Here is a 22,505-nt window from a genome sequence, read left to right as displayed (position 1 = left end):
CGGCTGCCCGGGCCACACCCTCCACGGAAACTCAGGGCGGATCCGCGCACCAAGCGGGAGCCTCCACGCAGTGAAATGCTCCGCAACTATGCACGAGTCCCCGGTCGACGGCCCACGCCCGGAGAATCCCGTTAGTTGCCCGGGTGCACGCGGATGCCGTCGAAGGCCACCGTGATCACGTCATCCGCCAGTTGGTCCTGGCTGAGCGCCCCGCCCGGCTTGTACCACTCCACGATCGAGTTGATCATGCCGAAGAGCAGCCTCGTCGTCGTGCGCGCGTCGACGTCGGCGCGCACCGTGCCGTCGCTGCGTGCCTGCTCGACGAGCGCGGAGACCGCGTTGTCGAAGGCGCGTCGCCGGGCAAGCGCCTCGCGTTCGAGCTCGGTGTTGCCGCGGAGGCGCAGCAGCAGGGTGACGTAGGGCAACTCGTCCGTCAGCACCCGCACGGCGCTGCGCAGCACGAAGGTGAGGCGCTCATCGGCCGCACCCGTCTGCGCGGCCGGCTGCTCCAGGATGGCCTCGAGCTCGCCGAGCGCGCGCTCCAGCGCCATCCGCAGCAGGTCTTCCTTGCTGCTCACGTGGTAGTACACGGCCGACTTGCTCGTGCCGAGGCGTTCCGCGAGGAGCCCCATCGACGTGGCGTCGTAGCCGTAGTCGTTGAACGCGGCGACGGCGATGTCCAGCACGGCGGGCAGGTCGTATGGGGCCCGGCCGCTCCGACCATTGCCGCCCGGCGATGCGGTCTCTGCTGAGGAAGTCATGAGAACTCGACTCTATCCGACGGCCGATCTTGATCGGCGTGATTCGGCGTGATAGTTTTACTGAACGATCGGTAAGTGCATTCCCCGATTGTGTGACGTGGCAAGGAGGCCTCCCGTGAACAGCGCAGTCGACGTCGATGTGGCGGGTCAGGCCCGCTTCGACGAGATCATCGCGGCGGACACCCGGGTGGAGCCGACCGACTGGATGCCGGCCGCCTACCGCAAGACGCTCGTCCGTCAGATCTCGCAGCACGCCCACTCCGAGATCATCGGCATGCAGCCGGAGGGCAACTGGATCACCCGGGCGCCGAGCCTGAAGCGCAAGGCGATCCTGATGGCCAAGGTGCAGGACGAGGCCGGCCACGGGCTCTACCTCTACTCCGCCGCCCAGACGCTCGGCGTCGACCGGGAGGTCATGTTCGATCAGCTGATCACGGGAACCGCCAAGTACTCGTCGATCTTCAACTACCTCTCCCCGAGCTGGGCCGACATGGGCTCGATCGGCTGGCTCGTCGACGGCGCGGCGATCTGCAATCAGGTCCCACTCTGCCGCGCCTCCTACGGGCCGTACGCCCGCGCCATGGTGCGGATCTGCAAGGAGGAATCGTTCCACCAGCGCCAGGGATTCGAGATCCTGCTCGCGTTGATGAACGGCAGCGACGAGCAGAGGGCGATGGCGCAGGAATCGGTCAACCGCTGGTACGCACCGGCGCTGATGATGTTCGGGCCGCCTGACGCCGATTCGCCGAACTCCCAGCAGAGCATGGCCTGGAACATCAAGCGGTTCAGCAACGACGAGCTGCGCCAGCGCTTCGTCGACATGCTCGTTCCGCAGGCGGAGATCCTCGGCATCACCCTGCCGGATACCGACCTCGCCTGGAACGAGGAGCGCGGCCATTACGACTTCGGTGAGCTCGACTGGGAGGAGTTCCACGAGGTGCTGGCGGGGCGCGGCCAGGCCAACACGGTGCGCGTCAACCGCAGGAGGGACGCTCACGAGGGTGGCGCATGGGTGCGAGAGGCCGCCCGCGCCTACGCCGACAAGCAGGCCGCCATCCGAGCGGAACAGCAGACGCAGAGGATCGCATCATGACCAGCCCCGGAGACTCAGGACAACGCGAGACGTGGCCGCTGTGGGAGGTGTTCATCCGTTCCTCCCGCGGCCTGTCCCATGTGCACGCCGGCTCGCTTCACGCGCCGGACGAGATCATGGCCGTCCGCAATGCGCGTGACCTCTACACCCGACGCGGTGAGGGCGTCTCGGTGTGGGTCGTGCCCGCCGCGGCGATCACGGCATCCGACCCCGACGCGAAGGGCGCGTTCTTCGAGTCGCCACAGGGCAAGGACTACCGCCACGCCAGCTACTACACGGCCTCAGAATCGGTGCCGCACCTATGAGCGTTCAGCCGAAGAAGGCCGGAACGGACCGGGCTGTCGCCGAGTACGCCCTCGGGCTGGGCGACGACGCGCTGATTCTGGCGCAGCGGCTGGGGGAGTGGATCGCGAGCGCGCCGGAGATCGAAGAGGACATCGCCCTCGGCAACATCGCACTCGACCTGCTCGGCCATGCCCGTGGGCTGCTCGGCTATGCCGGCTCGGGGTTGGGCACGAGCGAAGACGATCTCGCCTACTTCCGCGATGAGGCCGAGTTCCGCTGCCGGCAGCTGTTCGAGCAGCCGAACGGCGACTTCGCCCAGACCATCGCGCGCCAACTCATCGCCTCGGTCTACTTCGACCAGCTCTACCGCCAGCTGATGGCGTCGGCCGATGCAACGCTCGCGGCCATCGCGGCCAAGGCGGTCAAGGAGGTCGACTACCACCTCGACCACAGCACCCAGTGGCTGCTGCGACTCGGCCTCGGCACGGAGGAATCGCACCGCAGGATGCAGCGCGGGCTCGATGCGATGTGGCCGTTCGCCGACGAACTCTTCCGCGAGGAGCCCCAGGCCGGCGCCCTCCCCGGAATCGCCGCGGATTCCGAGCGGATGCGAGCAGCGTTCGACGCGCTGGTTCCCACTCTCATCACGGATGCCGGCCTGAGCGTGCCCACGGCGGCGCCCGCCCGCGGCGGTGGCCGCGACGGCGTGCACTCCGAGGCATTCGGCCCGCTGCTCGCCGAGATGCAGGTGCTCGCCCGCGCGCACCCGGGAGCATCATGGTGACGCTCGAGACCGAGGCCCGGCCGCTCCCGACGAACGCCGCCGACCGCGCCGCCTGGGCGATCGCGGCCACGGTGTGCGACCCGGAGGTCCCGGTGCTGACGATCGAGGACCTCGGGGTCCTCCGCAGCGTCTCCGTCTCCGCGGACACCGTCATCGTGCAGATCACCCCGACCTACTCCGGCTGCCCGGCCGTCGACGCGATGCGCGACGACATCGTGACCGCCCTCACGCTGCACGGGTACACCGGAGTGCGGGTGGACGTTGTGCTCGCCCCGGCCTGGACCACCGACTGGCTGAGCGATGCGGGAAGGGCGAAGCTCGAGGAGTACGGCATCGCGGCCCCCGCGCCGCGTCAACCGGGCGGCGCCGTGAGCCTCGGGCTCGGCATCCGCTGCCCGCGCTGCGGGTCGCTGCACACCCGGGAGGTCTCGCGCTTCGGCTCAACCTCGTGCAAGGCGCTGTATGAGTGCCAGCGCTGCCACGAGCCGTTCGACTACTTCAAGGCGCACTGATGACGGAGACCGCGACCACCGCCACGACCCGACGTCGCGCGAGCTTTCATCCGCTCGCCGTGACCGGGGTGCGCCACCTGACGGCGGATTCGATCGAGGTCAGCTTCGCCGTGCCGGAGGAGCTGGCCGGCAAGTACGACTACGCTCCTGGTCAGTACATCGCGATTCGCACCTCGCTCGGGGGCGAGGAGGTGCGCCGGAGTTACTCCATCTGCCAGGCCCCCGTCGTCGGCGAACTGAAGGTGGCGATCAAACGCGACCTCGGCGGCCTCTTCTCCGCCTGGGCGATCGAGAATCTGGGCCCGGGGATGACGATCGACGTGATGAGCCCGGAGGGACGCTTCACCGCGCGGCCCCCGGTGCGCGCGAACGCACACTACGTCGCGATCGCCGCCGGCTCGGGCATCACGCCGGTGATGGCACTCATCGAGGGCACCCTCAAGGCGTCGCCAGGCAACACCTTCTCGCTCGTCTACTCCAACCGCACCGCGATGGACACGATGTTCGTCGACGAACTCGCCGATCTGAAGGACCGTTACCCGTCCAGGCTGGCGCTCTACCACGTGCTCACCCGGGAACGCCGCAGCTCCGAGCTGCTCTCCGGGCGCCTCGACGCCCACAAGGTGCGCGCCATCCTCGACGCCCTGATCAGCCCGGCCGATGTCGATGAGTGGTTCATCTGCGGCCCGTTCGACCTGGTGCAGCTCTGCCGCGACACCCTCGCCGAGCTGGGTGTCGACGTGTCGGCGATTCGCTACGAGCTCTTCACGAGCGACCGCCCGGACAACCCGACCGGCCAGACCGGGCGCCCCGTGACGCCGCGCGATGATGACCAGGTGCACACCATCTCCTTCGTGCTCGACGGCACAACGGCGACGGTGACGAGCCCGGTCCACAGCAACGAGTCGATCCTCAACGCCGCGCTGCGGGTCCGCGGCGACGTGCCGTTCGCCTGTGCGGGCGGAGTGTGCGGCACCTGCCGAGCCGTCGTGACGGGCGGCACCGTCGAGATGGCCGAGAACTACGCGCTCGAGCCGGAGGAGCTCGCCCGCGGCTACGTGCTCACCTGTCAGGCCGTACCCACCAGCGAGAAGGTCAGCGTCAACTACGACGTGTGAGCGTAAGGAGCATCATGCCCGTTGAATGCAGCATCTCCGGCGGTGTCGCCGAGATCGTCCTGAACGACCCGGCCAAACTCAACGCCCTCGACGAGGCTGCGATCTCGGGGCTCTCCGGCGCGCTCGACGCGGCGGAGGCCGCCGGCGTGCGGGCGCTGCTGCTGCGCGGCGAGGGGCGGGCGTTCTGCGCCGGGCGCGACATCTCGGCGGTCGACCCGGCGACGGATGACGCCCACGGCTACCTGCACGGAGTCGTCACGCCGCTGCTCCGCCGCCTGGCCGCGTTCCCGGCTCCGACCTTCGCCGCGGCCCACGGCGCCTGTCTCGGTGTCGGGCTCGGCCTGCTCATCGCCACGGATGTCGTCTACGTCGCCGACACGGCCAAGATCGGATCCCCGTTCGCAAATCTCGGTGCGACGCTCGACTCGGGTGGCCACGCCCTCTTCGTCGAGCGCCTCGGCGCGCACCGCACGCTCGACCTGATCTACACGGCCGAACTGATGAGCGGGACGGAGGCCGTTGCGGCCGGCCTGTTCAGCCGCGTCGTGCCGGAGGCCGAGCTGCTCGCCTTCACCCGCGAACGCGTCACCCGGGTGTCGACGGGTGCGACGAATGCATTCCTGGCGAGCAAGGCGCTCGTCGCGCGCCTCCGCGACGAGCGGATCGGACTCTGGGACTCCCTCGCCGACGAGAACGCCGCCCAGGGGGAACTCTGCGCCAGCGACGACTACCGCGAGGGTTTCGCGGCGTTCCAGGAGAAACGCCGCCCGGTATTCACCGGCGCCGCGCCGACGCCGGCCCGCTGAGCGGCGATCGGAACGGTCGGCGTCGGAATGTGGCCGGGGTCGCTCGCGCTAGCCTGAAGCACTGTGACCATCCACGACGCCTCCCTCCGCTCCGAGCTGCCCGCCGATGTCCTGACGGTGATGCGCGTGCTTCGCGCCAGGCACTCCCTGTGCTCGGAGATCCACGCCGATGCGACGAACGCCGACTACGGCGCGCAGCAGCTCACCATCGACGGGCGCACGGCTCGGCTCCGGATCGGGCGGGTCACGCCACGCAAGGTCGGACTCTTCGTCGCGGTGTGGGAACGCGCAGACGATGGAACGACCCGGCCGTTCGCCGTCGAGGGCGACACCGAGCTGCTGCTCGTGATCGTGCGTGACGGCGCCCGGCTCGGACTGTTCACCTTCCCGAGGGAGGCGCTGCGCGAACACGGCGTCCTCTCCGTCGCCGGGGCGGGCGGCAAGCGTGGCTTCCGGCTCTATCCATCGTGGTCGACCACGACGAACGCCCAGGCCAGGCGCACGCAGCAGTGGCAGCAGCGATACTTCGAGACCATCGCGAGCGCCTCTTCGGTTCCCCAGTGAGCGCGAGCCGCACACGGTCGTTCGCGCTGGCAGCGCTCTGTCTGCTCGCACTGACGGCGTGTAACACCGCGCCGGATGCCGCAACCGCCGTCCGCCTGCCTCCGAGCAGCGGAGGCTTCGACTATCAACTGGGCGGCGCATACGCCCCGAGCGAAGCCGCAGCCGTCGTCGTGCGCGATGTGACGGCCGAACCCCTGCCCGGCGCATACAACATCTGCTACGTGAACGGCTTCCAGACCCAACCCGGCGAGGCGGAGCTGTGGACGGAGCAGCGCGGTGAGCTCCTGCTGCGCGACGGCGACGGCGCTGTCGTGATCGACCCGAACTGGCCGGATGAGTACATCCTCGACCCGTCATCCGAATCGTCGCGCCTGGCCATCTTCGCCATTCTCGCTCCGTTGATCAGCGAGTGCGCCGAGAAGGGGTTCGACGCCGTCGACCTCGACAACCTCGACATCGCAAGTCGATTCACGGATGCCGCGAGCGGCCGTGTCACGCAGGCAGGGGTCTTCGCCCTGGCCGGCATGTATGTGCGACGCGCCCACGAGGAGGGGCTGGCGATCGGGCAGAAGAATGCGGCGGAGATGGCCGACGTCGGGCGACGGGAGATCGGCTTCGATTTCGCCGTGGCCGAGGGGTGCGCGGCGTACGGCGAGTGCGCCGCCTACCGCGACGTCTACGGGGAGCACGTACTCCAGATCGAGTACACGGACAATCTGCCGACGGGCTTCGATGTCGTGTGCGCCTCAGCGGATCGCGCCCCGCTGACGATTCTGCGAGACCGGCCACTCGCCACTCCCGACCGCGCCGGCTACGCCTACGGGCAGTGCCAGGATCCTCCCTGAGGAGGATGGCACCCTGTCGGTGCTGCGTTGTAGGGTGAAAAAGTCCCCCCGATCGCCGTCACAGTGAGGTCTCTTACGTGGTTCTGCTCTCCCTCACGCTCCGGCATGCGAAGCCATACAAGGTCTGGATCACCGCGGTCGTCGTACTGCAGCTGATCTCCACCATGGCCGCGCTCTACCTACCGAGCCTGAACGCCCAGATCATCGACACCGGCATCGCGACCGGCGACACCGACTTCATCTGGTCCACGGGCATGACCATGCTCATGGTCTGCTTCGTGCAAGTCTTCACCGCGATCGGCGGGATCTACTTTGGCGCGCGCACGGCCATGGCCATCGGGCGCGACCTCCGCCGCGAGGTGTACCGCAAGGTCGACTCGCTCGGTGCGCTCGAACTCAACCGCTTCGGCAGCGGAACCCTCATCACACGCGGCACGAACGACGTGCAGCAGGTGCAGATGCTCGTGCTGATGACGCTCAACTTCATGGTCTCGACGCCGATCATGTGCATCGGCGGCATCATCATGGCCCTCCGCGAGGATCCCGGCCTGTCCTGGCTGCTCTGGGTCTCCGTTCCCCTGCTCTTCCTCATCGTCGGCATCCTCGTCTACCTTCTGATGCCGCTGTTCCGCCAGATGCAGGACCGCATCGACGGCATCAACAGCGTGCTGCGGGAACAGATCATCGGCATCCGCGTCGTGCGTGCCTTCGTGCGCGAGCCGTTCGAGTCCGAGCGCTACCGTCTCGCCAACGAGTCACTCACCCGGGTGTCCGTCAAGGTCGGCAATATCTTCGTGCTGATGTTCCCGATCATCATGATGATCCTGCACCTGGCCACTGCCGCGGTGCTCTGGTTCGGCGGGCAACGTGTGGACGCCGGGGAAATGCAGGTCGGATCCCTCACGGCGTTCCTGCAGTACCTCCTGCAGATCCTGACCGCCGTCATGATGGGTGTCTTCATGGTCATGATGATCCCGCGTGCCGTCGTCTGCGCCGAGCGCATCGGGGAGGTGCTTGACACCGAATCCAGTCAGAAGTTGGCAACCGGTCCGGAGCTGCCGACCCCACGTCACGGCAAGGTCGAGTTTCGCAATGTCACCTTCGGCTATCCCGGCGCAGAGCGTCCCGTGCTCGACGGCGTCAGCTTCACGGCCGAGCCGGGCAAGACGACGGCGATCGTCGGATCCACCGGTGCCGGCAAGACCACGCTGATCAACCTCATCCCGCGGCTCTACGACCCGCAGCAGGGTGAGGTTCTCATCGACGGTGTCGACGTGAACGATCTGAGCCGCGCGCAGCTCTCCAGCGTCGTCGGGCTCGTGTCGCAGAAGCCGTACCTGTTCTCCGGCACGGTCGCGTCGAATCTGCGCTTCGGCCGGGTGGATGCCGACGACGCGGAACTCTGGGAGGCGCTGCGGGTCGCCCAGGGGGAGGACTTCGTGCGCGAGAAGGAGAAGGGGCTGGCATCCGTCGTCGCCCAGGGCGGAACGAACGTCTCCGGCGGTCAGCGACAGCGCCTGTGCATCGCGAGGGCGCTTGTCGCCCAGCCGCGGGTGTACCTCTTCGACGACTCCTTCTCGGCGCTCGATGTCGCCACCGATGCTCGGCTCCGGGCCGGGCTCGCGGATGCGACGGGCGACGCGACCGTGATCATCGTGGCCCAGCGGGTGTCGACGATCACGGATGCCGACCAGATCCTCGTCGTCAACGACGGCGTCATCGTCGGCAGAGGCACCCACGACGAACTGCTCGAGAGCAGTGAAACCTATCGCGAGATTGTGCAGTCTCAACTCAGCGTCGAGGAGGTGGCGTAACCATGGCCAAGCGCGATCGACAGAAGAAGACCCCCGCAACGCCGGCCACGCCCGACGTGATCGACGAGCTCGAGTACGAGTACGCGCCGAGCGAGGCAGACGGCGACATGTTCGGCGGTGCGCCGGCGAAGAAGGCGCAGCATTTCTGGCCGTCGGCCAAGCGCCTGCTCGGCCTGCTCCGGCCGGAGCGCGTGAAGATGGCCTTCGTTGTGCTGCTGGTGATCATCTCGGTGATCTTCACCGTCATCGCGCCGAGGGTGCTCGGCGAGGCGATGGACGTGATCTTCAACGGCGTGCTCGGCATGCAGATGCCGGCCGGCCTCACGCTGGACCAGGTCATCGCCGGCCTGCGGGCAGAGGGCAATGATCAGTTCGCCGACATGTTGCAGGGCACAACGGTGGTTCCGGGCGAGGGCATCGACTTCACCGAGCTCTCCCGCCTGATCTTCATCGTGCTCGGTCTCTACCTCGTCGCCTCCTTCCTGATGTGGGCACAGGGCTTCATCCTCAACGGCCTCGTCATGCGGATCGTCTACAAGCTGCGTCAAGACATCGAGGAGAAGCTGAACAGGCTGCCGCTGAGCTACTTCGACACCCGCCAGCGCGGCGACCTGATGTCGCGCGTCACGAACGACGTCGACAACGTGCAGGCTGCGCTGCAGCAGGCGTTCTCCCAACTCGTGCAGTCGCTGCTCATGGTCGTCGGCATCGCCGCGATGATGTTCATCGTGTCCTGGCAGCTGGCGCTGATCGCGCTGATCTCGCTGCCGCTTTCGGCCATCATCGCCGGCGTGATCGGTGTGCGCTCCCAGAAGCTCTTCGCGGCGCAGTGGAAGAACACGGGGTCGCTGAACGGTCACATCGAGGAGACCTTCTCCGGCCAGGAGATCGTGCGGGCCTTCGGCCGCGACAAGGAGATGCTCGAGGAGTTCGACAGCCGCAACGACAAGCTCTACGCGGCCTCATTCGGCGCCCAGTTCGTCTCGGGCATGATCATGCCGGCGATGACCTTCGTCTCCTACCTCTCGTACGTGATGATCGCCGTCGCGGGCGGGCTGCGTGTGGCATCCGGTCAGATGACGCTCGGTGATGCCACCGCGTTCATCCAGTACTCCCGCGAGTTCACGCAGCCGATCAGCGAGATGGCGAGCCTGGCCAACATGCTGCAGTCGGGTGTCGCCTCGGCCGAGCGCACCTTCGAGCTGCTCGACGCCGATGAGCAGGAGGCCGACACGGCGACCGCCGAGCTTCCGGAGCCGACCGACGGTCACGTCGAGTTCGACCACGTATCCTTCCGCTACAGCGCCGATGTGCCGCTGATCGACGACCTCTCCTTCTCGGCCGAGCCGGGCCACACGGTGGCGATCGTCGGGCCGACCGGCGCGGGCAAGACCACCCTCGTGAACCTGGTCATGCGCTTCTACGAACTCACCGGGGGGCGCATCCTGCTCGACGGCGTCGATGTGCACACCCTCTCCAGGGCGGAGCTGCGCTCCCAGGTGGGGATGGTGCTGCAGGACGCCTGGCTCTTCGAGGGCACCATCCGGGAGAACATTCGCTACGGCCGGCTCGACGCAAGCGACGACGAGGTCGTCGCGGCCGCGAAGGCGACGATGGTCGACCGTTTCGTGCGCCAGTTGCCGAACGGCTACGACACGGTGCTGGATGCCGACGGCGGCAGCGTCTCGGCGGGCGAGCGTCAGCTCATCACGATCGCGCGTGCGTTCATCGCCAATCCATCACTGCTGATCCTCGACGAGGCGACGTCGTCGGTTGACACCCGCACGGAGCTGCTCGTGCAGCAGGCCATGGCGGTGCTCCGCTCCGACCGCACCTCCTTCGTCATCGCCCACCGGCTCTCGACGATCCGGGATGCGGACACGATCCTCGTCATGGAACAGGGGAGCATCGTCGAGCAGGGCAACCACGAGCAGCTGCTCGCCACGCGCGGCGCCTACTTCAACCTGTATCAGGCGCAGTTCCTCGGCGGCGAGCTGGACGAGGCAGATGCGGACGCCGTGCCGGAGGCTGCGGGGGAGCCGGTCTAGCTCCGGCTCACCGCATCGCGGCCGACGATCGCCATGCCCGCGCCGCGCAGGCGTTGGCGCTCGTCATTGAGCAGTGCGACGAGCCTCTCGGTCGTGCCCCGGATGTGGGCTCCGACCAGCTCAGCCGCCCTGTCGGCATCCCGGGCCTCGATCGCCTCGATCATCTCGAGGTGCTCGCGCCAGGCGTTCTCACGCGACTGGCTGCTCTGGGTCTCCAGCCAGCGGGTGCGCGCGAGTCTGGCCATCGCACCGCCGATGGACTCCGCCATGAGCGTGTTGCCGGAGAGCTGGGTGAGCTGCGCATGAAATGCGCTGCTTGCATTCAGCACCCGGTCGGCCTCTGAGCTGGCGCGCTCGTCTTCGACCAGCTGACGGAGCGCCGCGATGTCGTCTTCGGATGCGCGGGCGACGGCCAGCCGCACCGCGGCCGTCTCGATCGCCTCACGGAGTTCCGCGAGCATCCCGATCTCGTCCAGGTCGAGGGGCGCGACGATGAATCCGCGGCCCTGCCGCCGCACGAGGCCTTCCGTGTCGAGTCGCAGGAGGGCGGCACGCACCGGGGTCCGCGATGCGCCGAACTCGCTTTCGAGCTCACGTTCGGTCATCGGGGAGCCGGGAGGCAACTCGAGGGTGAGGATCGCCTGGCGCAGCTGAGCGTAGATCTGGTTCGTCTGGGTCATCGTGACTCCCTCGCAATTCGCGTCGTCCCGTTAATGGTATACCTGATTGGTATACCAAAGCGGTGCAGGTGACGAGGAAGCAGGAAGTCCATGACGATAGTGTCGGTGCGCGGCGGCCGGGTGCGCCCGTGGCGCATGCTGGCGCTCGGGGTCGCGGCGCAAACCTCTGGCACGATCATCGTCAGCGTTCCGGCATTCCTCATCCCGCAGCTGCAGGCGGAGTTCGGACTGAGCCTCGCCCAGGCGGGTGCACTGGCGACCGCCCCGACGCTCGGCTTGGTGATCACGCTCGTCGCCTGGGGAGCGATCGCCGACCGGTTCGGGGAACGGATCGTGCTGGCGCTCGGCCTCGCCCTGACCGCCGTCGCCACGGCGGGCGTGATGTTCAGCGGCAGCGTGCCGATGCTCGGCGTCATGTTCGTGTTCTGTGGCATGGCGGCGGCGAGCACGAATGCGGCGAGTGGGCGGGTCGTGGTCGGTTGGTTCGACCGGGATCGTCGCGGATTCGCGATGGGCGTGCGCCAGATCGCGCAGCCGCTCGGCGTCACCGTCGCCGCGTTGACGGTTCCGACGTTGGCGGCCGGCGGGGGCATCGCGAGCGCCGTGCTGCCGCCCCTTTCCCTGCTCGCGGTGCTCGCCGTCGCCTGTTGGCTCGGAATCGTGAACCCGCCGCGCGCGACCGCAGCGAATGCGGCGGCGGCGCCGGCGCCCGTGTCGCCGTATCGCGCCAGCGGCTTCCTCTGGCGGATCCACGCCGTCGCGCTGTTGCTCGTGATTCCGCAGTTCACGCTCACGACATTCGGCCTGGTGTGGTTGGTGTCGGATCTCGCCTGGACCCCGCTCGCTGCCGGAATCGCGATCGCCGCCGCCCAATTCGTCGGGGCGATGGGGCGCATCGTGCTCGGCGCCGTCAGCGACAAGGCGAGAAGCAGGGTGTGGTTGCTGCGGCTGGTGGCACTGGCCGCCGCGGCCGCGATGGTGCTGCTCGGCGGCGTCGCCGCGTGGCTGCCCGGCGCGGCGGTCGTGGTCGCGCTGATGCTGGTCATCGCATCGACCATCACGGTCGCCGACAACGGCCTCACCTTCACCTCGGTGGCGGAGGGAGCTGGCAGCGCCTGGGCCGGCCGCGCATTCGGCATCCACAACACCGGGCAGTACATCGCGGCCACGGCGGTCGGGCCCGTGGTCGGCGCACTGATCGGCGTCATCGGCTTCCCGCTCGCATTCGCGGCGGTGGCGATCGCCCCCATGCTCGCGATCCCGCTCGTACCGCGCCGCGATCACGACGTCATTGTTGCGCCGCCCGCCACTGGTGGGCCCGCCACGACCGGTCCAGCCACGGCTGGTGCCGCTACGGCTGCGGCTGTGGCACGCTGATCGCGTCGACGGCGGCGTCGCCGCGGATCTCCCGCATCCGGGCGATGGCCGCATCGACGGCGCCCGCGTTGAGCGTGGCGCAGACGACGCTGTTGGCCCCGAGTGATTCCAGGCCGCCGGCGCGGATGCGGATCACCTCCCACCCGACCTCTGCCAGCGCATCGTCCTTCTCCCGATCGGATGCCGCCTTGAGGCCGCGATGGGCCCGCCGGCTGCGTCCTGGATCGTCGTACTCGACGGCTATCCGCAGCGCCGGAATGACGATGTCGGGCCAGGCTTCCTGTTTGCCATAGAACATACGCGCCAGGCGGATCGTGTTGACACCGTGGGGGAGCGTGATGCGTTCGGCGAGCAGCATGCGCAGTCGCTGCTCTGTGAGCGATGTGCGGGTGCGGAGCCCGGGGTTCATCGAGGCGACACCGGCTTCCGGCGACACGGTCGCGGCGTTTCGGATGCACTTGGCGCAGCTCGGCCCGCTGAGCACCGCCAGAACGGTCGCCCGGTAGCGGTCGTGGCCGCGGGGGCATACCCAGCTGTACTCGGCGCCGACACGGGTCTCCCTGGCGAGCGCCTCACGCTCCGGCGCGATGACCTTGCGCAGGAGTTCCTCGCGCGATCGGTGCGTTTCGGCGATCAGCATGCAGAGCGGGCACGCTCGTTGCAGCGTGAGCACCCCGTCGTCAGCGGCAGCTGCCCCGTGCCCGCAGCGGAATCGCACGGCGACCATCTTCTCGCTCCCTTCGCGTCTGCCAGCACCCTACGCCGCCCCACCGACACCCACCGCTGCCCTTGCTCGAGCGTGCCGAAACAGCTCCGCCCCGCCCCTGCCCACGCTGGCTTGAGCGAGCGCCAGCGACCGAAGCCCTGACACCCCGAACACCCCGCCCCTGCCCACGAAGCCCTGACACCCCCGAACACCCCGCCCTGCTCCCACGCTGGCTTGAGGGAGCGCCAGCGACCGAAGCCCTGACACCCCCGAACTCCCCGCTCCTGCCCACGCTGGCGTGAGGGAGCGCCAGCGACCCTGACACCACCGGATACTCCGCTGGTTGAGCCTGTCGAAACCCCGAAGGTCACGGTTAGGTCACGGTCCGCTCCGCCTGTGGATAACCCCTGATTCCGGGCCTGTTTGCGGGCTTCCGTGTCGGTGGTCGATGAGACGCTCTAGTCATGAGCGAAGCAGTGGTGCAGCTTCCCGGATCGGCCACCGACCCGGTCATCACACAGTGCCTCACCGGCCTGGCCTCGGGCGTCGCCCAAGCCGGAGCCATCCAAGCTGAGCAGTACCGCTTCATCGAAACCGCCCGCTCCCGCGCCGTCGCGACCGCCGACCCCATGGGCCGGACCCGCCGCATCGAGGAGGAGTTCGCCCTCCGCAGCATCACCTCAGAGCTCGCCCTGGTCCTCCGCGTCCACGAGCGCACCATGACGGGACTCATCTACGAGGCCAAGCAACTCGGCACTGTCTTCACCAGAAGCCTGGCCGCTCTCGCGGCCGGCACGGCCGGGCAACGCCACGTGCGCGAGATCCTCGCCCAGGCCGTCACCCTCCCGCCGGAGCTTCACGCCCGCTTCGAAGCCGAAGCACTGCTGAAGGCGGCGACACAGACCCCGACCGCGTTCCGGCGCACGGCGGCCCGGCTCCGGGAGCGCCTCCACCCCGACTCCCTGACTTTGCGGGCGGCGCAAGGCCGCACGGAGCGGCGGCTCTGGTTCGAACCCGCCGCGGACGGCATGGCGTGGCTGCATCTGCACCTGGAGGCGGAGAAGGCGATCGCGATTACCGAACGGATCAGCCACCTCGCCGACCAAGCCCAACACGAGGCCCTCGACACCGCTCACCTCGCCGACACCGAGGCGGCGCTGAGCCCGGGAACGCACGCCCAGCTGGAGGCGGACATCGCCGCGGAACTGCTGCTGCTCCCACCAACACCGTCCGAGAATGTCAAAACCGAGGGCACCTCGAGGTCGCGGATGCCGGGTCTGGCGTTCTCCCGCCCCGAAGTCTTCGTGGCCGTGCCGAAGCTGACGATCCCGTACGCGACCCTGATCGGGCAGTCGGAGGAGCCGGGCGAGCTGCACGGCTACGGACCGATCGACGCCGACACCGCCCGCCGGCTGGCCGCCGAGGCCCCGACCCTGCACCGCATCCTCGTCGACCCGGTCGACAACAGTCCGCTCCAGCTCGATCCAAGCAAATACACGATGACGAAGGCGTTGCGCCGCTGGATCCTGTACCGGGACCAAATCTGTCGCTTCCCGGGCTGCACCCGCAAGGCGGAGCGCTGCGAGATTGACCACACCCACCCCTTCGAGCACGACGGGCTCACCGAGGAGTGCAACCTGGCGGTGCTCTGCAAGAAGCATCACCGGCTCAAGCACAACTCCCGCTGGCGGGTGCACCAGATCGGCGACGGCGGGCTCCGCTGGACCAGCCCGGCCGGCCGCACCTACGACACGCATCCGGCCCCGCCCAGCAGCCGAAGACCTCCGCCCGACCAGTCACCAGCCCCGCCCCCGCTGGTTGAGCCGCCCCCGCTGTTTGAGCCTGTCGAAACCACCACCGCTTACCCGAACACCGCACCGTTCTGATCACGTTCGCCGCCGGTCGAGTAGCGCGACGCGTAACGTCGCGTAAGGCGGCAGCCCAGTCCACGGCAGCCTCCCCGGCAGGGCCCGCAGGACGGACGTGCGCGGCGTGTGCACTTGACCCCGAACAGGGGCCACCGCACAATGGGCACGTGGCGCGATCGGTGTCACTCGGTGAAAGGCCAATGATGAGCGATCCGCACGAGATCCAACGCGACACCGCAGCAGTGTGGTCAGAGAACGCCGTGCAGCCCGATCCGACTGCAGCGCCGGGCGGGTACGCGCAGGCCGCGCAGGCCGAGTCGCCCGAGGATCTCACGGCGCCGAAACCGCGCCTGACCGCCGATCAGAACATCCGTCTGATGCTCGTGGTCATCGTCGGCGTCGTCGCGCTGTTTTTCGCGTTCGGCCTGCTGGCGATCTTCAGTCCCACAAGTGCCACCGTCGCCGCACTCGCCGTGATCGCAACCCCGATCGCGTCCATCGTCGCTGCCTACTACGGCATCACGCTCAGCATGCAGCAGGTGCGCGCCGCCCAACGCGAGCGAGAGCTCGCCATCGAGCGTGTGGCCGCCGCCGAGGCCGCCGCCCGCGAATCCGATGTCTGGGCGGCTCAGCTGGAGTCCGCACTGCGTGTGGCCAAGGTGAAACTTGACGCCGCCCGCATCTCGACCGGGGATGTCGAACGAGCAGCCGGAGTCGACGCCGACTTCTTCTGAGCCACGGGCCCAGAGCTATGGCAGGAGTGCGTCGGTGCCGCGTGCGAGCGCGCCAACCAGCTCGGCCGCGTCCCGTTGCCGCACCAGTGGTGCGGCCTGCCCCGCCCACAGCGACATGAGCTCGGAATCGCCGCGCCTCGCCGCCTCGGCCTTCACGTGTGCCGTCAGCCAATTCTGAACAGGGAACGGCGCCGGCGCTGTGCCAGATGACTCCAGTTCTCTGAGCATGCGATTCGGGATGCCGCGGGCCAGCCGCCCGCTGAAAAAGCGCGTGAGCACCGTGCTCTCGGCATCCGTGCTCTCTGTATCCGCACCGAGGATGCGCGAACGGTGCGCATCAGAAATCGCCGATTCGGTGCAGACCAGGAAGGCCGTGCCCAGCTGCGCGGCGGATGCCCCGAGCGTCAGAGCCGCAGCGACCCCGCGTGCATCTGCAATGCCACCGGCCGCGATCACGGGCACGTCGACGGCATCGACGAGCTGCGGCACCAGGGCGAGGAGCCCGATGAGTGAGTTCTCCGGCTCGGCCAGGAATGAGACGCGGTGACCGCCGGCCTCGAAGCCGGTCGCGATCACCGCGTCGACCCCGGCCGCAGCGAGCGCACGACCCTCCGCAACGGTCGTCGCCGTTCCGATCACCCTGGTTCCCACCGAGTGCAGCTGTTCGATCTGGCGTTCGGAAGGAACGCCGAACACGAAGCTGGCCACCGCCGGTCGAGCGTTCAGCAGCGCATCGAACTGCTCATCGAAGTCGGGAAGGTAGCGCGGCGGCTGGATCGGCAGCGCGATTCCGAGTTCGGCGAAGTACGGTTCCAGCGGTGCGAGCCAGGCGCGGAACGAGCTGTCGTCCGTCTGTGGGTTCTGGTCTCCGCTCGGTAGCCACAGGTTCAAGACGAAGGGGCGCCCGGTGTGCTCGCGCAGGGCCAGCGCCGTCGCTCGGATGCGCTCAGCGTCGTAGCCGTAGAGGCCGAAGCTGCCGAGCCCTCCGGCGTTGCTGACGGCGGCGGTGAGTGCCACAGACGACAGGCCGCCAAACGCCCCGAGCACAATCGGCAGCTCCATGCCGAGAGCCCGCGTCAGAGCGGTGTCCCGCCACGCGCCGGTCACCGCCGACCTCCGCGCGGCTCTGACATCGCGCGGCGTACCCGCGCCAGCGAACGCTCGCGGGGCCACACGCGAGCGTTCCTGGGCAGCCGAGGGTAGACGAAGCGGGTGATCCGGAACACCCGGTCGAAGCGCAGCTGTCGCCGGGAGTCCCAGTGCAGCCCGTGCAGCGCGCGGACGGCGGGCGGGAGCAGTCCAGTGCTGACGAGTCGAATCAGGGGCATCGCAGCCCGTGCGGCGAATGGAACCGTGCGCGGATGCATCAGCGCCTGCACCACCGTGCGGCTCTCGTGACTCGGCTCCAGCTGAGCGAGCATCCCCTCCCAATAGCGCTCGAACCCGTCGCGGTCGCTCGGCCAGAGCTCCGCCGGCATCTGCAAACGGGCCCCGAGCGCGGCGTAGTCGAGGTAGACGGCCTCGGCTGAGGCGTCGTCGAGGCTGCCGAGCAGACGATCCTGCACCTGCATCGCCGCGTAATACAGTGTCGCCGCCACCCACAGTTGCAGTTCGGGGTCGACGGCGTTGTACGCGGGCTCAGCGCGCTTGCCGTGCACGGGGCCATGCGCCCTGTTCACCCGGCGCACCACGGATGCCACCATCTCCTCGTCTCCGAACGCGATCGTGTACACGTAGTCGAGCGTTCCGAAGAGGCGGTCGAGCGGGCGCTCGGAGAAGTCGCTGTGCCTGGCCACGCCGCGTGCGACCGCCGGGTGCGCGAGCTGCAGCAGGATCGCGGCTCCGCCGCCCCCGAGCAGCGCCGCTTCACCGGCGACATCGTTCAGGCGAAGGGGAAGCTGAGTGGGAGTCGTCACAGGCAGCACGCTACTCCTCCCGGCTGAGCGTCAGAGCAGCGAGCTACACTCCTCACAATGAGCAGAGCATCAACGGCCCGATCCGGCAGCGCCCCACGAATCCGGATCGCGCGACTGGCGTCTGTGCTGCTCGCGCCGGTGCTCCTGCTGGGCGTCTCCGGGTGCATGAGCGGCGCCGGGCCCTCTGCGGAGCGGCCGACGCCCGCTGACACGGTGCCGACCGCCACCCCGAGCCCGAGTGCGGCGCCGGATCCGGCGGAAGCCGCACTCGCCGCCATGACGCTGGAGCAGAAGATCGCCAGCCTGATGATCTTGCACACGCCGGGAACGGATGGGGCGGCGCAGCGCGCATTCGTCGATCGATACGGGCTCGGTGGGGTGATCCTCATGGGAGCCAACATCCCGGGCGGGACAGAGACGAGTGACACGGCCGCTCTCGCTGCGATGACGGCGGCCATTCGCGGTGATGACGAGTTTCCCCCGTTCATCGGCATCGATCAGGAGGGCGGGGAGGTCGTGCGCGTCGGACCCGACCCTGCGCCGGGCGCCGACCAGCTCCGCGGGCTCCCCGTCGAGGCGACGGAAGCGGCATTCCAGGCGCGATCGACCGTGTTGGCCGCAGCCGGGGTCTCCATCAATTTCGGCGTGGTCGCCGATATCAGCGCCGACCCGTCGTCGTTCATCTACGGCCGTTCGCTCGGCGGCGATGCCGCATCGGCCGGCGCGCGCGTCTCCGCGGCCGTCACCGGCGAAGGCGACCGCGTGCTCAGCACGCTCAAGCACTTCCCCGGGCACGGAGCCGCCCCCGGAGATTCGCATGTCGGCATCCCGAGCACTGAGATGCGTTACGTCGACTGGCAGCGGCAGGAGGCGGCACCGTTCCGTGCCGGAATCGACGCGGGCGCCGACTTCGTGATGTTCGGGCACCTGGCGTATCCGGCCGTCGATGCACAGCCGGCGAGTCTCTCCTCGGCCTGGCACCACATTCTGCGCGAACAACTCGGCTTCACCGGGCTCAGCATCTCCGACGATATGCGCATGCTGCAGGACTCCGGCGACCCGCGCTACGCCGACCCGGTGCAGAACGTGATCGCGGCTTTCGCCGCCGGCACCAGCATCGTGCTGTACACGCTGCCGGCCGATCCGGCCACGATCGGGGTCGACATCGATGCGCTCATCAGCGGCGCCGCGGATGCCGTGCGCTCCGGTCACATCTCGGCCGAGCAGATCGACACCGATGCCCTCGCAGCACTCCGCCTGCGCGAGAACATCTGAGAAAAACTTTCGGACAACGCGGAATACCCGCGAAAGACAATGCGTTTGCATGTATCACGGCCGTGAACCCGGCCCCCAACCACGTAGAAGGAAGTCACATGACTGCAACGCTCGAAACCACCATTCCCGGATACCGCGCGGGAACCTGGACCATTGACCCCACCCACAGCGAGGTCGGATTCAGCATCCGTCACCTGATGATCAGCAAGGTGAAGGGCAAGTTCGAGCGCTTCAACGCGACCTTCGTCACGGGTGAGAACCCGCTCGACTCCTCCGTCACGGCATCCGCCGAGGTCGCGTCGATCAACACGAACGAGCCGAACCGCGACGGTCACCTGCGCACGGGCGACTTCTTTGAGGCCGAGACCTACCCGACGATCGACTTCGTGTCGACCGGCGTGCGCGTCGTCAAGGGCGAGTTCCTCGTCGACGGCGACCTCACCATGAAGGGTGTCACCAAGCCGGTCACCTTCGAGTTCGACTTCGGCGGCTTCGGCGGCGACCCCTACGGCAACTACAAGGGTGGCGCGACGGCGAAGGCAGTGGTCAACCGTGAGGACTTCGGCCTGACGTACAACGCGGCCCTCGAGACCGGCGGCATGCTCCTCGGCGACACCGTCACGATTTCGCTCGAGCTCCAGGCGCAGCTCGAGGCGTAATTCCGTGCACCGAGAGGGGGCCGTGGCTGATGCCACGGCCCCCTCTCGGTTTTCTCACATGCGCTCTCGCTCAGGATGGACAATATGGCACAGACCCGCACGGCCCCAGGCGCGCGCGCCGCAGCGCGCCTCATCGCCGTTGCGGCCGTACTGCTGGCCGTCGCATTCCTGGCCCACCCACTGATCCCCGGGGCCATAGGCACCGCGATCGCCACGGCGCTGCCGTGGCTCGTGCTGCTGGTTCCCGTGCTCGTCATCGCAGCGCTGCTGACCCGACGCCGCCGGGCGTGGCTTGTCGCCGGAGTGCCGCTGCTCGCCTGGCTGGTCGTGATCGGGCCGCTGCTGCTGCCCCTGGCGGCACCGGCATCCGCCGACACGGCACCGGAGACGCTCACCGTGGCGAGCCAGAACGTGCAGGCGGGCTCCGGGACGGCCGCAGAGTCGGCGCTGGCTCTGGCGGGTGCCGACGCCGATGTGATCGCACTCGAAGAGCTCGATGGTGCCGCCAGGGAAGCGGCCTCCGAGGCGCTGAACGAATCTCACCCGTACTCCTACGCCGTCGGCACTGTGGGGCTCTGGAGTCGGTACCCGATCGTCAACGAACAACCGCTTGACCTTGATCTCGGCTGGAACCGAGCGCTGGCCGCCGATCTGGAGACCCCATCCGGTCTGGTCAGCGTCTACGTCGTGCACGCCGCGTCGCTGCGGCCGGGCGCCCAGAGCGATCGGGACGGGATGCTCACGGAACTGGCCGCAATCGTCGAGCGTGACGAGAACGAGCGAGTGCTCGTGATGGGTGACTTCAACGCCACGAGCACCGACCCGGCTCTGCGCGCGCTGCAGCGCAGCGTGTCCGAGCCCAACCGCAGTACGGCGTCACTCGGCTTCACCTGGCCGAGCGGAATGCCGATCGCTCGCATCGACCACATCTTCCAGCACGGGCTCGAGGCACAGGAGAGTTCCGTCATGGAGGCGGGGGAGAGCGACCATCTGGCCGTCCTCACCAGCTTCCTGCTGTGATCAGCCCCGTCGGCGCCGGCTGAGGGCTGCGTCCGCGAGCGGAGCGACCGCGAACGCGAGAAATGCCCACGACCCGATGACGGGTGCGAGCAGAACCACGACGAGTCCGATGATGACAGCGCCGAGCGCTCTCCTGCTGCTGGCGCGCACCTCCTCCGTCGACAGCTCGCCGAGCAGACCGCGAGGCGACGTCGTGACATAGCGCCACAGCGCCCAGTCGAACAGCAACACCCACAAGAAGTTCAGTGGCAGCACCAGCCGGCCGAGCAGGAGCTCGCTGAAGTCGGCGTTCAGGCTCGTTGTGAACGGGATGAGCACGACGCCGAGCAGACGCAAGGAGTTGAGCCAGAGCACGGTGTCATCGACGCGCCTGACATGCTCGAACTGCCGCGCGTGCACCATCCACAGCATGCACAACAGCAGGAAGCTGATGACGAAACTGAGCACGCTCTCTGAGATGGCGCCGAGTGCACGCCACAGCTGGTCGTTGCTGCCGATGGACCCGAGGTGGTCGACCGAGAGGTCGAGCACCAGAAGCGTCGCCGCGATCGCGAACACCCCATCGGAAAACGCCTCGAGGCGTCGGGGCGAGAGCAGGCGCGGCTGATCACTCACCGACGATCTCCTCGCGGACCCGCCGCAGATCCTCCATCAACGATCCGATGAGAATCCAGTGCTCCGGATGTGGGGTGGCGATCACCAGGGGAGCGGTGAGCATGGGCGGTTCAACGACCTCGCGGGCCGAGAGGGCGTCCCCGCTCGGCTCGACGAGCAGGAGCAGGTCGTGGGCCGCGCGTTTGAGCTCGACGGAGATCGCGCGCACCGTCGGCTCCTGCCGCAGGCTGTCGTCGTAGTGGTCACGCACCGCCCTGGTCATGCCGAGCACACGGTTGACCAACGGCGAGAGCCGGTCGAGCATCGCGGCCTCCGCCTCGACGGCGCTGCCGAGCCGCGAGCGGCGCGGGTTGAACGACAGGCTCTCCCTGCCCTGCTTCACGGCATCGGCCGCCTTCGCCTGCATCGGGCGGAGAAGCCGGGCGTTCAGCAGCAGTTCCTCGAGCTCGGCAGGACGTAGCGGCTTCTCGAGCGCGACCGCGAGTCGATCGATCGTCGCTGCCACCTCCCGGCCGAGGGCCGCGACGCTGTCCTGGGCCGGTGCCAGCAGCACGGGCGGGGCGATGCTGATCGTCACGATGAAACCGATCGTCGCGCCGATCAGGGTCTCGATGATGCGCTCGACTGCATAGCCTGGCGTCGTGGTGCCGAGTGCGAGCACGAGCATCGCGCTGATGGGGATCTGGTTCGCGGATGCCGGGGTGAGCCGCAACGCCCAGCCGATGAAGATCGCCACGACAATGCTCGCCAGGATGATCCACTCGCTCTCGCCGAACAGCTGGGCGATGACGGTGGCGATGATGACGCCGGCGATGACCCCGACGGAGCGTTCGATGGCGCGGCCGAGGGTCTGGTTGACGCTCGGCTGCACGACGAGCAGCGCGGCGATCGCCGCGAAGATCGGCATGTCGGTCGGCAGCAGCAGCTGTGCGACCAGCCAGGCGAGCACCGACGCGACGGCCACCTTCGTCACCTGCAGCAGAGGCACCCGGCTCGGGGCCTGGATGCGAGAAGTCATTCGCACC

Annotated in this window: 23 protein-coding genes; 16 read left to right on the top strand and 7 right to left on the bottom strand. The window is 68.4% G+C overall.

Going from position 1 to position 22,505, the window contains the following annotated elements:
- Positions 1-131: 131 nt before the first annotated feature.
- Positions 132-761: a TetR/AcrR family transcriptional regulator gene (locus ASC66_RS12755; RefSeq protein WP_055840054.1), complete on the bottom strand. Its 630-nt coding sequence runs from the start codon at positions 759-761 to the stop codon at positions 132-134.
- A gap of 115 nt (positions 762-876) precedes the next feature.
- Here ASC66_RS12755 and paaA point away from each other — a divergent pair, with 115 nt between their 5' ends.
- The 10 genes from paaA to ASC66_RS12705 all read left to right on the top strand — a co-directional run bounded on the left by paaA (position 877) and on the right by ASC66_RS12705 (position 10,630).
- The gene (gene paaA, locus ASC66_RS12750; protein WP_235496891.1) at positions 877-1,854 is read left to right on the top strand and encodes a 1,2-phenylacetyl-CoA epoxidase subunit PaaA; all 978 of its coding nucleotides are present in this window, start codon (positions 877-879) and stop codon (positions 1,852-1,854) included.
- On the top strand, positions 1,851-2,159 hold the full coding sequence (gene paaB / locus ASC66_RS12745; protein ID WP_055840050.1) for a 1,2-phenylacetyl-CoA epoxidase subunit PaaB: 309 nt from the start codon (positions 1,851-1,853) through the stop codon (positions 2,157-2,159). The genes paaA and paaB overlap by 4 nt, the downstream gene beginning before the upstream one ends.
- Positions 2,156-2,923 carry a 1,2-phenylacetyl-CoA epoxidase subunit PaaC gene (gene paaC / locus ASC66_RS12740; protein ID WP_055840049.1) on the top strand — a complete coding sequence of 256 codons (768 nt, stop codon included), beginning with the start codon at positions 2,156-2,158 and terminating at the stop codon, positions 2,921-2,923. The genes paaB and paaC overlap by 4 nt, the downstream gene beginning before the upstream one ends.
- Complete coding sequence (gene paaD / locus ASC66_RS12735) at positions 2,917-3,435, top strand: 1,2-phenylacetyl-CoA epoxidase subunit PaaD (RefSeq protein WP_055840047.1); 519 nt, start codon at positions 2,917-2,919, stop codon at positions 3,433-3,435. The genes paaC and paaD overlap by 7 nt, the downstream gene beginning before the upstream one ends.
- Positions 3,435-4,553, top strand: coding sequence for a 1,2-phenylacetyl-CoA epoxidase subunit PaaE (gene paaE, locus ASC66_RS12730; protein ID WP_055840045.1), 1,119 nt, complete (start codon positions 3,435-3,437; stop codon positions 4,551-4,553). The genes paaD and paaE overlap by 1 nt, the downstream gene beginning before the upstream one ends.
- 14 nt (positions 4,554-4,567) lie before the next feature.
- Positions 4,568-5,359 (top strand): enoyl-CoA hydratase/isomerase family protein, encoded by a 792-nt coding sequence (locus ASC66_RS12725; RefSeq protein WP_055840043.1) that lies wholly within the window; start codon positions 4,568-4,570, stop codon positions 5,357-5,359.
- A 63-nt stretch (positions 5,360-5,422) separates the two neighbouring features.
- Positions 5,423-5,923 carry a MepB family protein gene (locus tag ASC66_RS12720; protein WP_055840041.1) on the top strand — a complete coding sequence of 167 codons (501 nt, stop codon included), beginning with the start codon at positions 5,423-5,425 and terminating at the stop codon, positions 5,921-5,923.
- Complete coding sequence (locus ASC66_RS12715) at positions 5,920-6,768, top strand: endo alpha-1,4 polygalactosaminidase (protein WP_082492308.1); 849 nt, start codon at positions 5,920-5,922, stop codon at positions 6,766-6,768. Before ASC66_RS12720 ends, ASC66_RS12715 begins: the two co-directional genes overlap by 4 nt.
- Before the next feature lie 77 nt (positions 6,769-6,845).
- A complete protein-coding gene (locus ASC66_RS12710; RefSeq protein ID WP_055840039.1) occupies positions 6,846-8,582 on the top strand; it encodes an ABC transporter ATP-binding protein in 1,737 nt (578 codons plus the stop codon).
- 2 nt (positions 8,583-8,584) lie between these two features.
- Positions 8,585-10,630: an ABC transporter ATP-binding protein gene (locus ASC66_RS12705; RefSeq protein WP_055840037.1), complete on the top strand. Its 2,046-nt coding sequence runs from the start codon at positions 8,585-8,587 to the stop codon at positions 10,628-10,630.
- On the opposite strand, the gene ASC66_RS12700 is transcribed toward ASC66_RS12705, so the two are convergent.
- Positions 10,627-11,310 carry a GntR family transcriptional regulator gene (locus ASC66_RS12700; RefSeq protein WP_055840035.1) on the bottom strand — a complete coding sequence of 228 codons (684 nt, stop codon included), beginning with the start codon at positions 11,308-11,310 and terminating at the stop codon, positions 10,627-10,629. The genes ASC66_RS12705 and ASC66_RS12700 overlap by 4 nt on opposite strands.
- A gap of 90 nt (positions 11,311-11,400) precedes the next feature.
- Here ASC66_RS12700 and ASC66_RS12695 point away from each other — a divergent pair, with 90 nt between their 5' ends.
- Positions 11,401-12,687, top strand: a complete 1,287-nt coding sequence (locus ASC66_RS12695; RefSeq protein WP_082492307.1) for an MFS transporter — start codon at positions 11,401-11,403, stop codon at positions 12,685-12,687.
- On the opposite strand, the gene ASC66_RS12690 is transcribed toward ASC66_RS12695, so the two are convergent.
- Entirely contained in the window at positions 12,662-13,414 is a 753-nt protein-coding gene (locus tag ASC66_RS12690; protein ID WP_055840033.1) for a putative endonuclease domain-containing protein, read from the bottom strand. The genes ASC66_RS12695 and ASC66_RS12690 overlap by 26 nt on opposite strands.
- A gap of 443 nt (positions 13,415-13,857) precedes the next feature.
- On the opposite strand from ASC66_RS12690, the gene ASC66_RS12685 reads away from it, so the two are divergent.
- Together ASC66_RS12685 and ASC66_RS12680 are read left to right on the top strand one after the other, a co-directional pair.
- The gene (locus tag ASC66_RS12685) at positions 13,858-15,279 is read left to right on the top strand and encodes an HNH endonuclease signature motif containing protein (RefSeq protein WP_055840030.1); all 1,422 of its coding nucleotides are present in this window, start codon (positions 13,858-13,860) and stop codon (positions 15,277-15,279) included.
- Between the two features lie 185 nt (positions 15,280-15,464).
- Positions 15,465-15,995 carry a hypothetical protein gene (locus ASC66_RS12680; protein ID WP_157509787.1) on the top strand — a complete coding sequence of 177 codons (531 nt, stop codon included), beginning with the start codon at positions 15,465-15,467 and terminating at the stop codon, positions 15,993-15,995.
- A gap of 15 nt (positions 15,996-16,010) precedes the next feature.
- On the opposite strand, the gene ASC66_RS12675 is transcribed toward ASC66_RS12680, so the two are convergent.
- Both ASC66_RS12675 and ASC66_RS12670 read right to left on the bottom strand, forming a co-directional pair.
- Positions 16,011-17,102: an NAD(P)H-dependent flavin oxidoreductase gene (locus ASC66_RS12675; protein ID WP_286145596.1), complete on the bottom strand. Its 1,092-nt coding sequence runs from the start codon at positions 17,100-17,102 to the stop codon at positions 16,011-16,013.
- A complete protein-coding gene (locus ASC66_RS12670) occupies positions 17,099-17,911 on the bottom strand; it encodes an oxygenase MpaB family protein (RefSeq protein WP_235496888.1) in 813 nt (270 codons plus the stop codon). The genes ASC66_RS12675 and ASC66_RS12670 overlap by 4 nt, the downstream gene beginning before the upstream one ends.
- A 57-nt stretch (positions 17,912-17,968) precedes the next feature.
- Between ASC66_RS12670 and ASC66_RS12665 the strand changes: the two genes are divergently transcribed.
- The 3 genes from ASC66_RS12665 (at position 17,969) to ASC66_RS12655 (ending at position 20,865) form a co-directional block, all read left to right on the top strand.
- Positions 17,969-19,186, top strand: a complete 1,218-nt coding sequence (locus ASC66_RS12665) for a glycoside hydrolase family 3 N-terminal domain-containing protein (RefSeq protein WP_055840024.1) — start codon at positions 17,969-17,971, stop codon at positions 19,184-19,186.
- Positions 19,187-19,284: 98 nt separating this feature from the next.
- Positions 19,285-19,845, top strand: a complete 561-nt coding sequence (locus tag ASC66_RS12660; RefSeq protein ID WP_055840022.1) for a YceI family protein — start codon at positions 19,285-19,287, stop codon at positions 19,843-19,845.
- Positions 19,846-19,929: 84 nt separating this feature from the next.
- Positions 19,930-20,865, top strand: coding sequence for an endonuclease/exonuclease/phosphatase family protein (locus ASC66_RS12655; RefSeq protein WP_055840019.1), 936 nt, complete (start codon positions 19,930-19,932; stop codon positions 20,863-20,865).
- On the opposite strand, the gene ASC66_RS12650 is transcribed toward ASC66_RS12655, so the two are convergent.
- Positions 20,866-21,480 (bottom strand): TMEM175 family protein, encoded by a 615-nt coding sequence (locus ASC66_RS12650; protein ID WP_055840016.1) that lies wholly within the window; start codon positions 21,478-21,480, stop codon positions 20,866-20,868.
- A complete protein-coding gene (locus ASC66_RS12645) occupies positions 21,473-22,498 on the bottom strand; it encodes an FUSC family protein (protein ID WP_353612529.1) in 1,026 nt (341 codons plus the stop codon). Before ASC66_RS12645 ends, ASC66_RS12650 begins: the two co-directional genes overlap by 8 nt.
- Positions 22,499-22,505 lie beyond the last annotated feature (7 nt).

Source organism: Leifsonia sp. Root4 (assembly GCF_001425085.1).
GTDB lineage: Bacteria > Actinomycetota > Actinomycetes > Actinomycetales > Microbacteriaceae > Microterricola.
The sequence above is the reverse complement of the archived record's forward strand: the minus strand, read 5'-3'. Positions and strand labels throughout refer to the sequence as shown.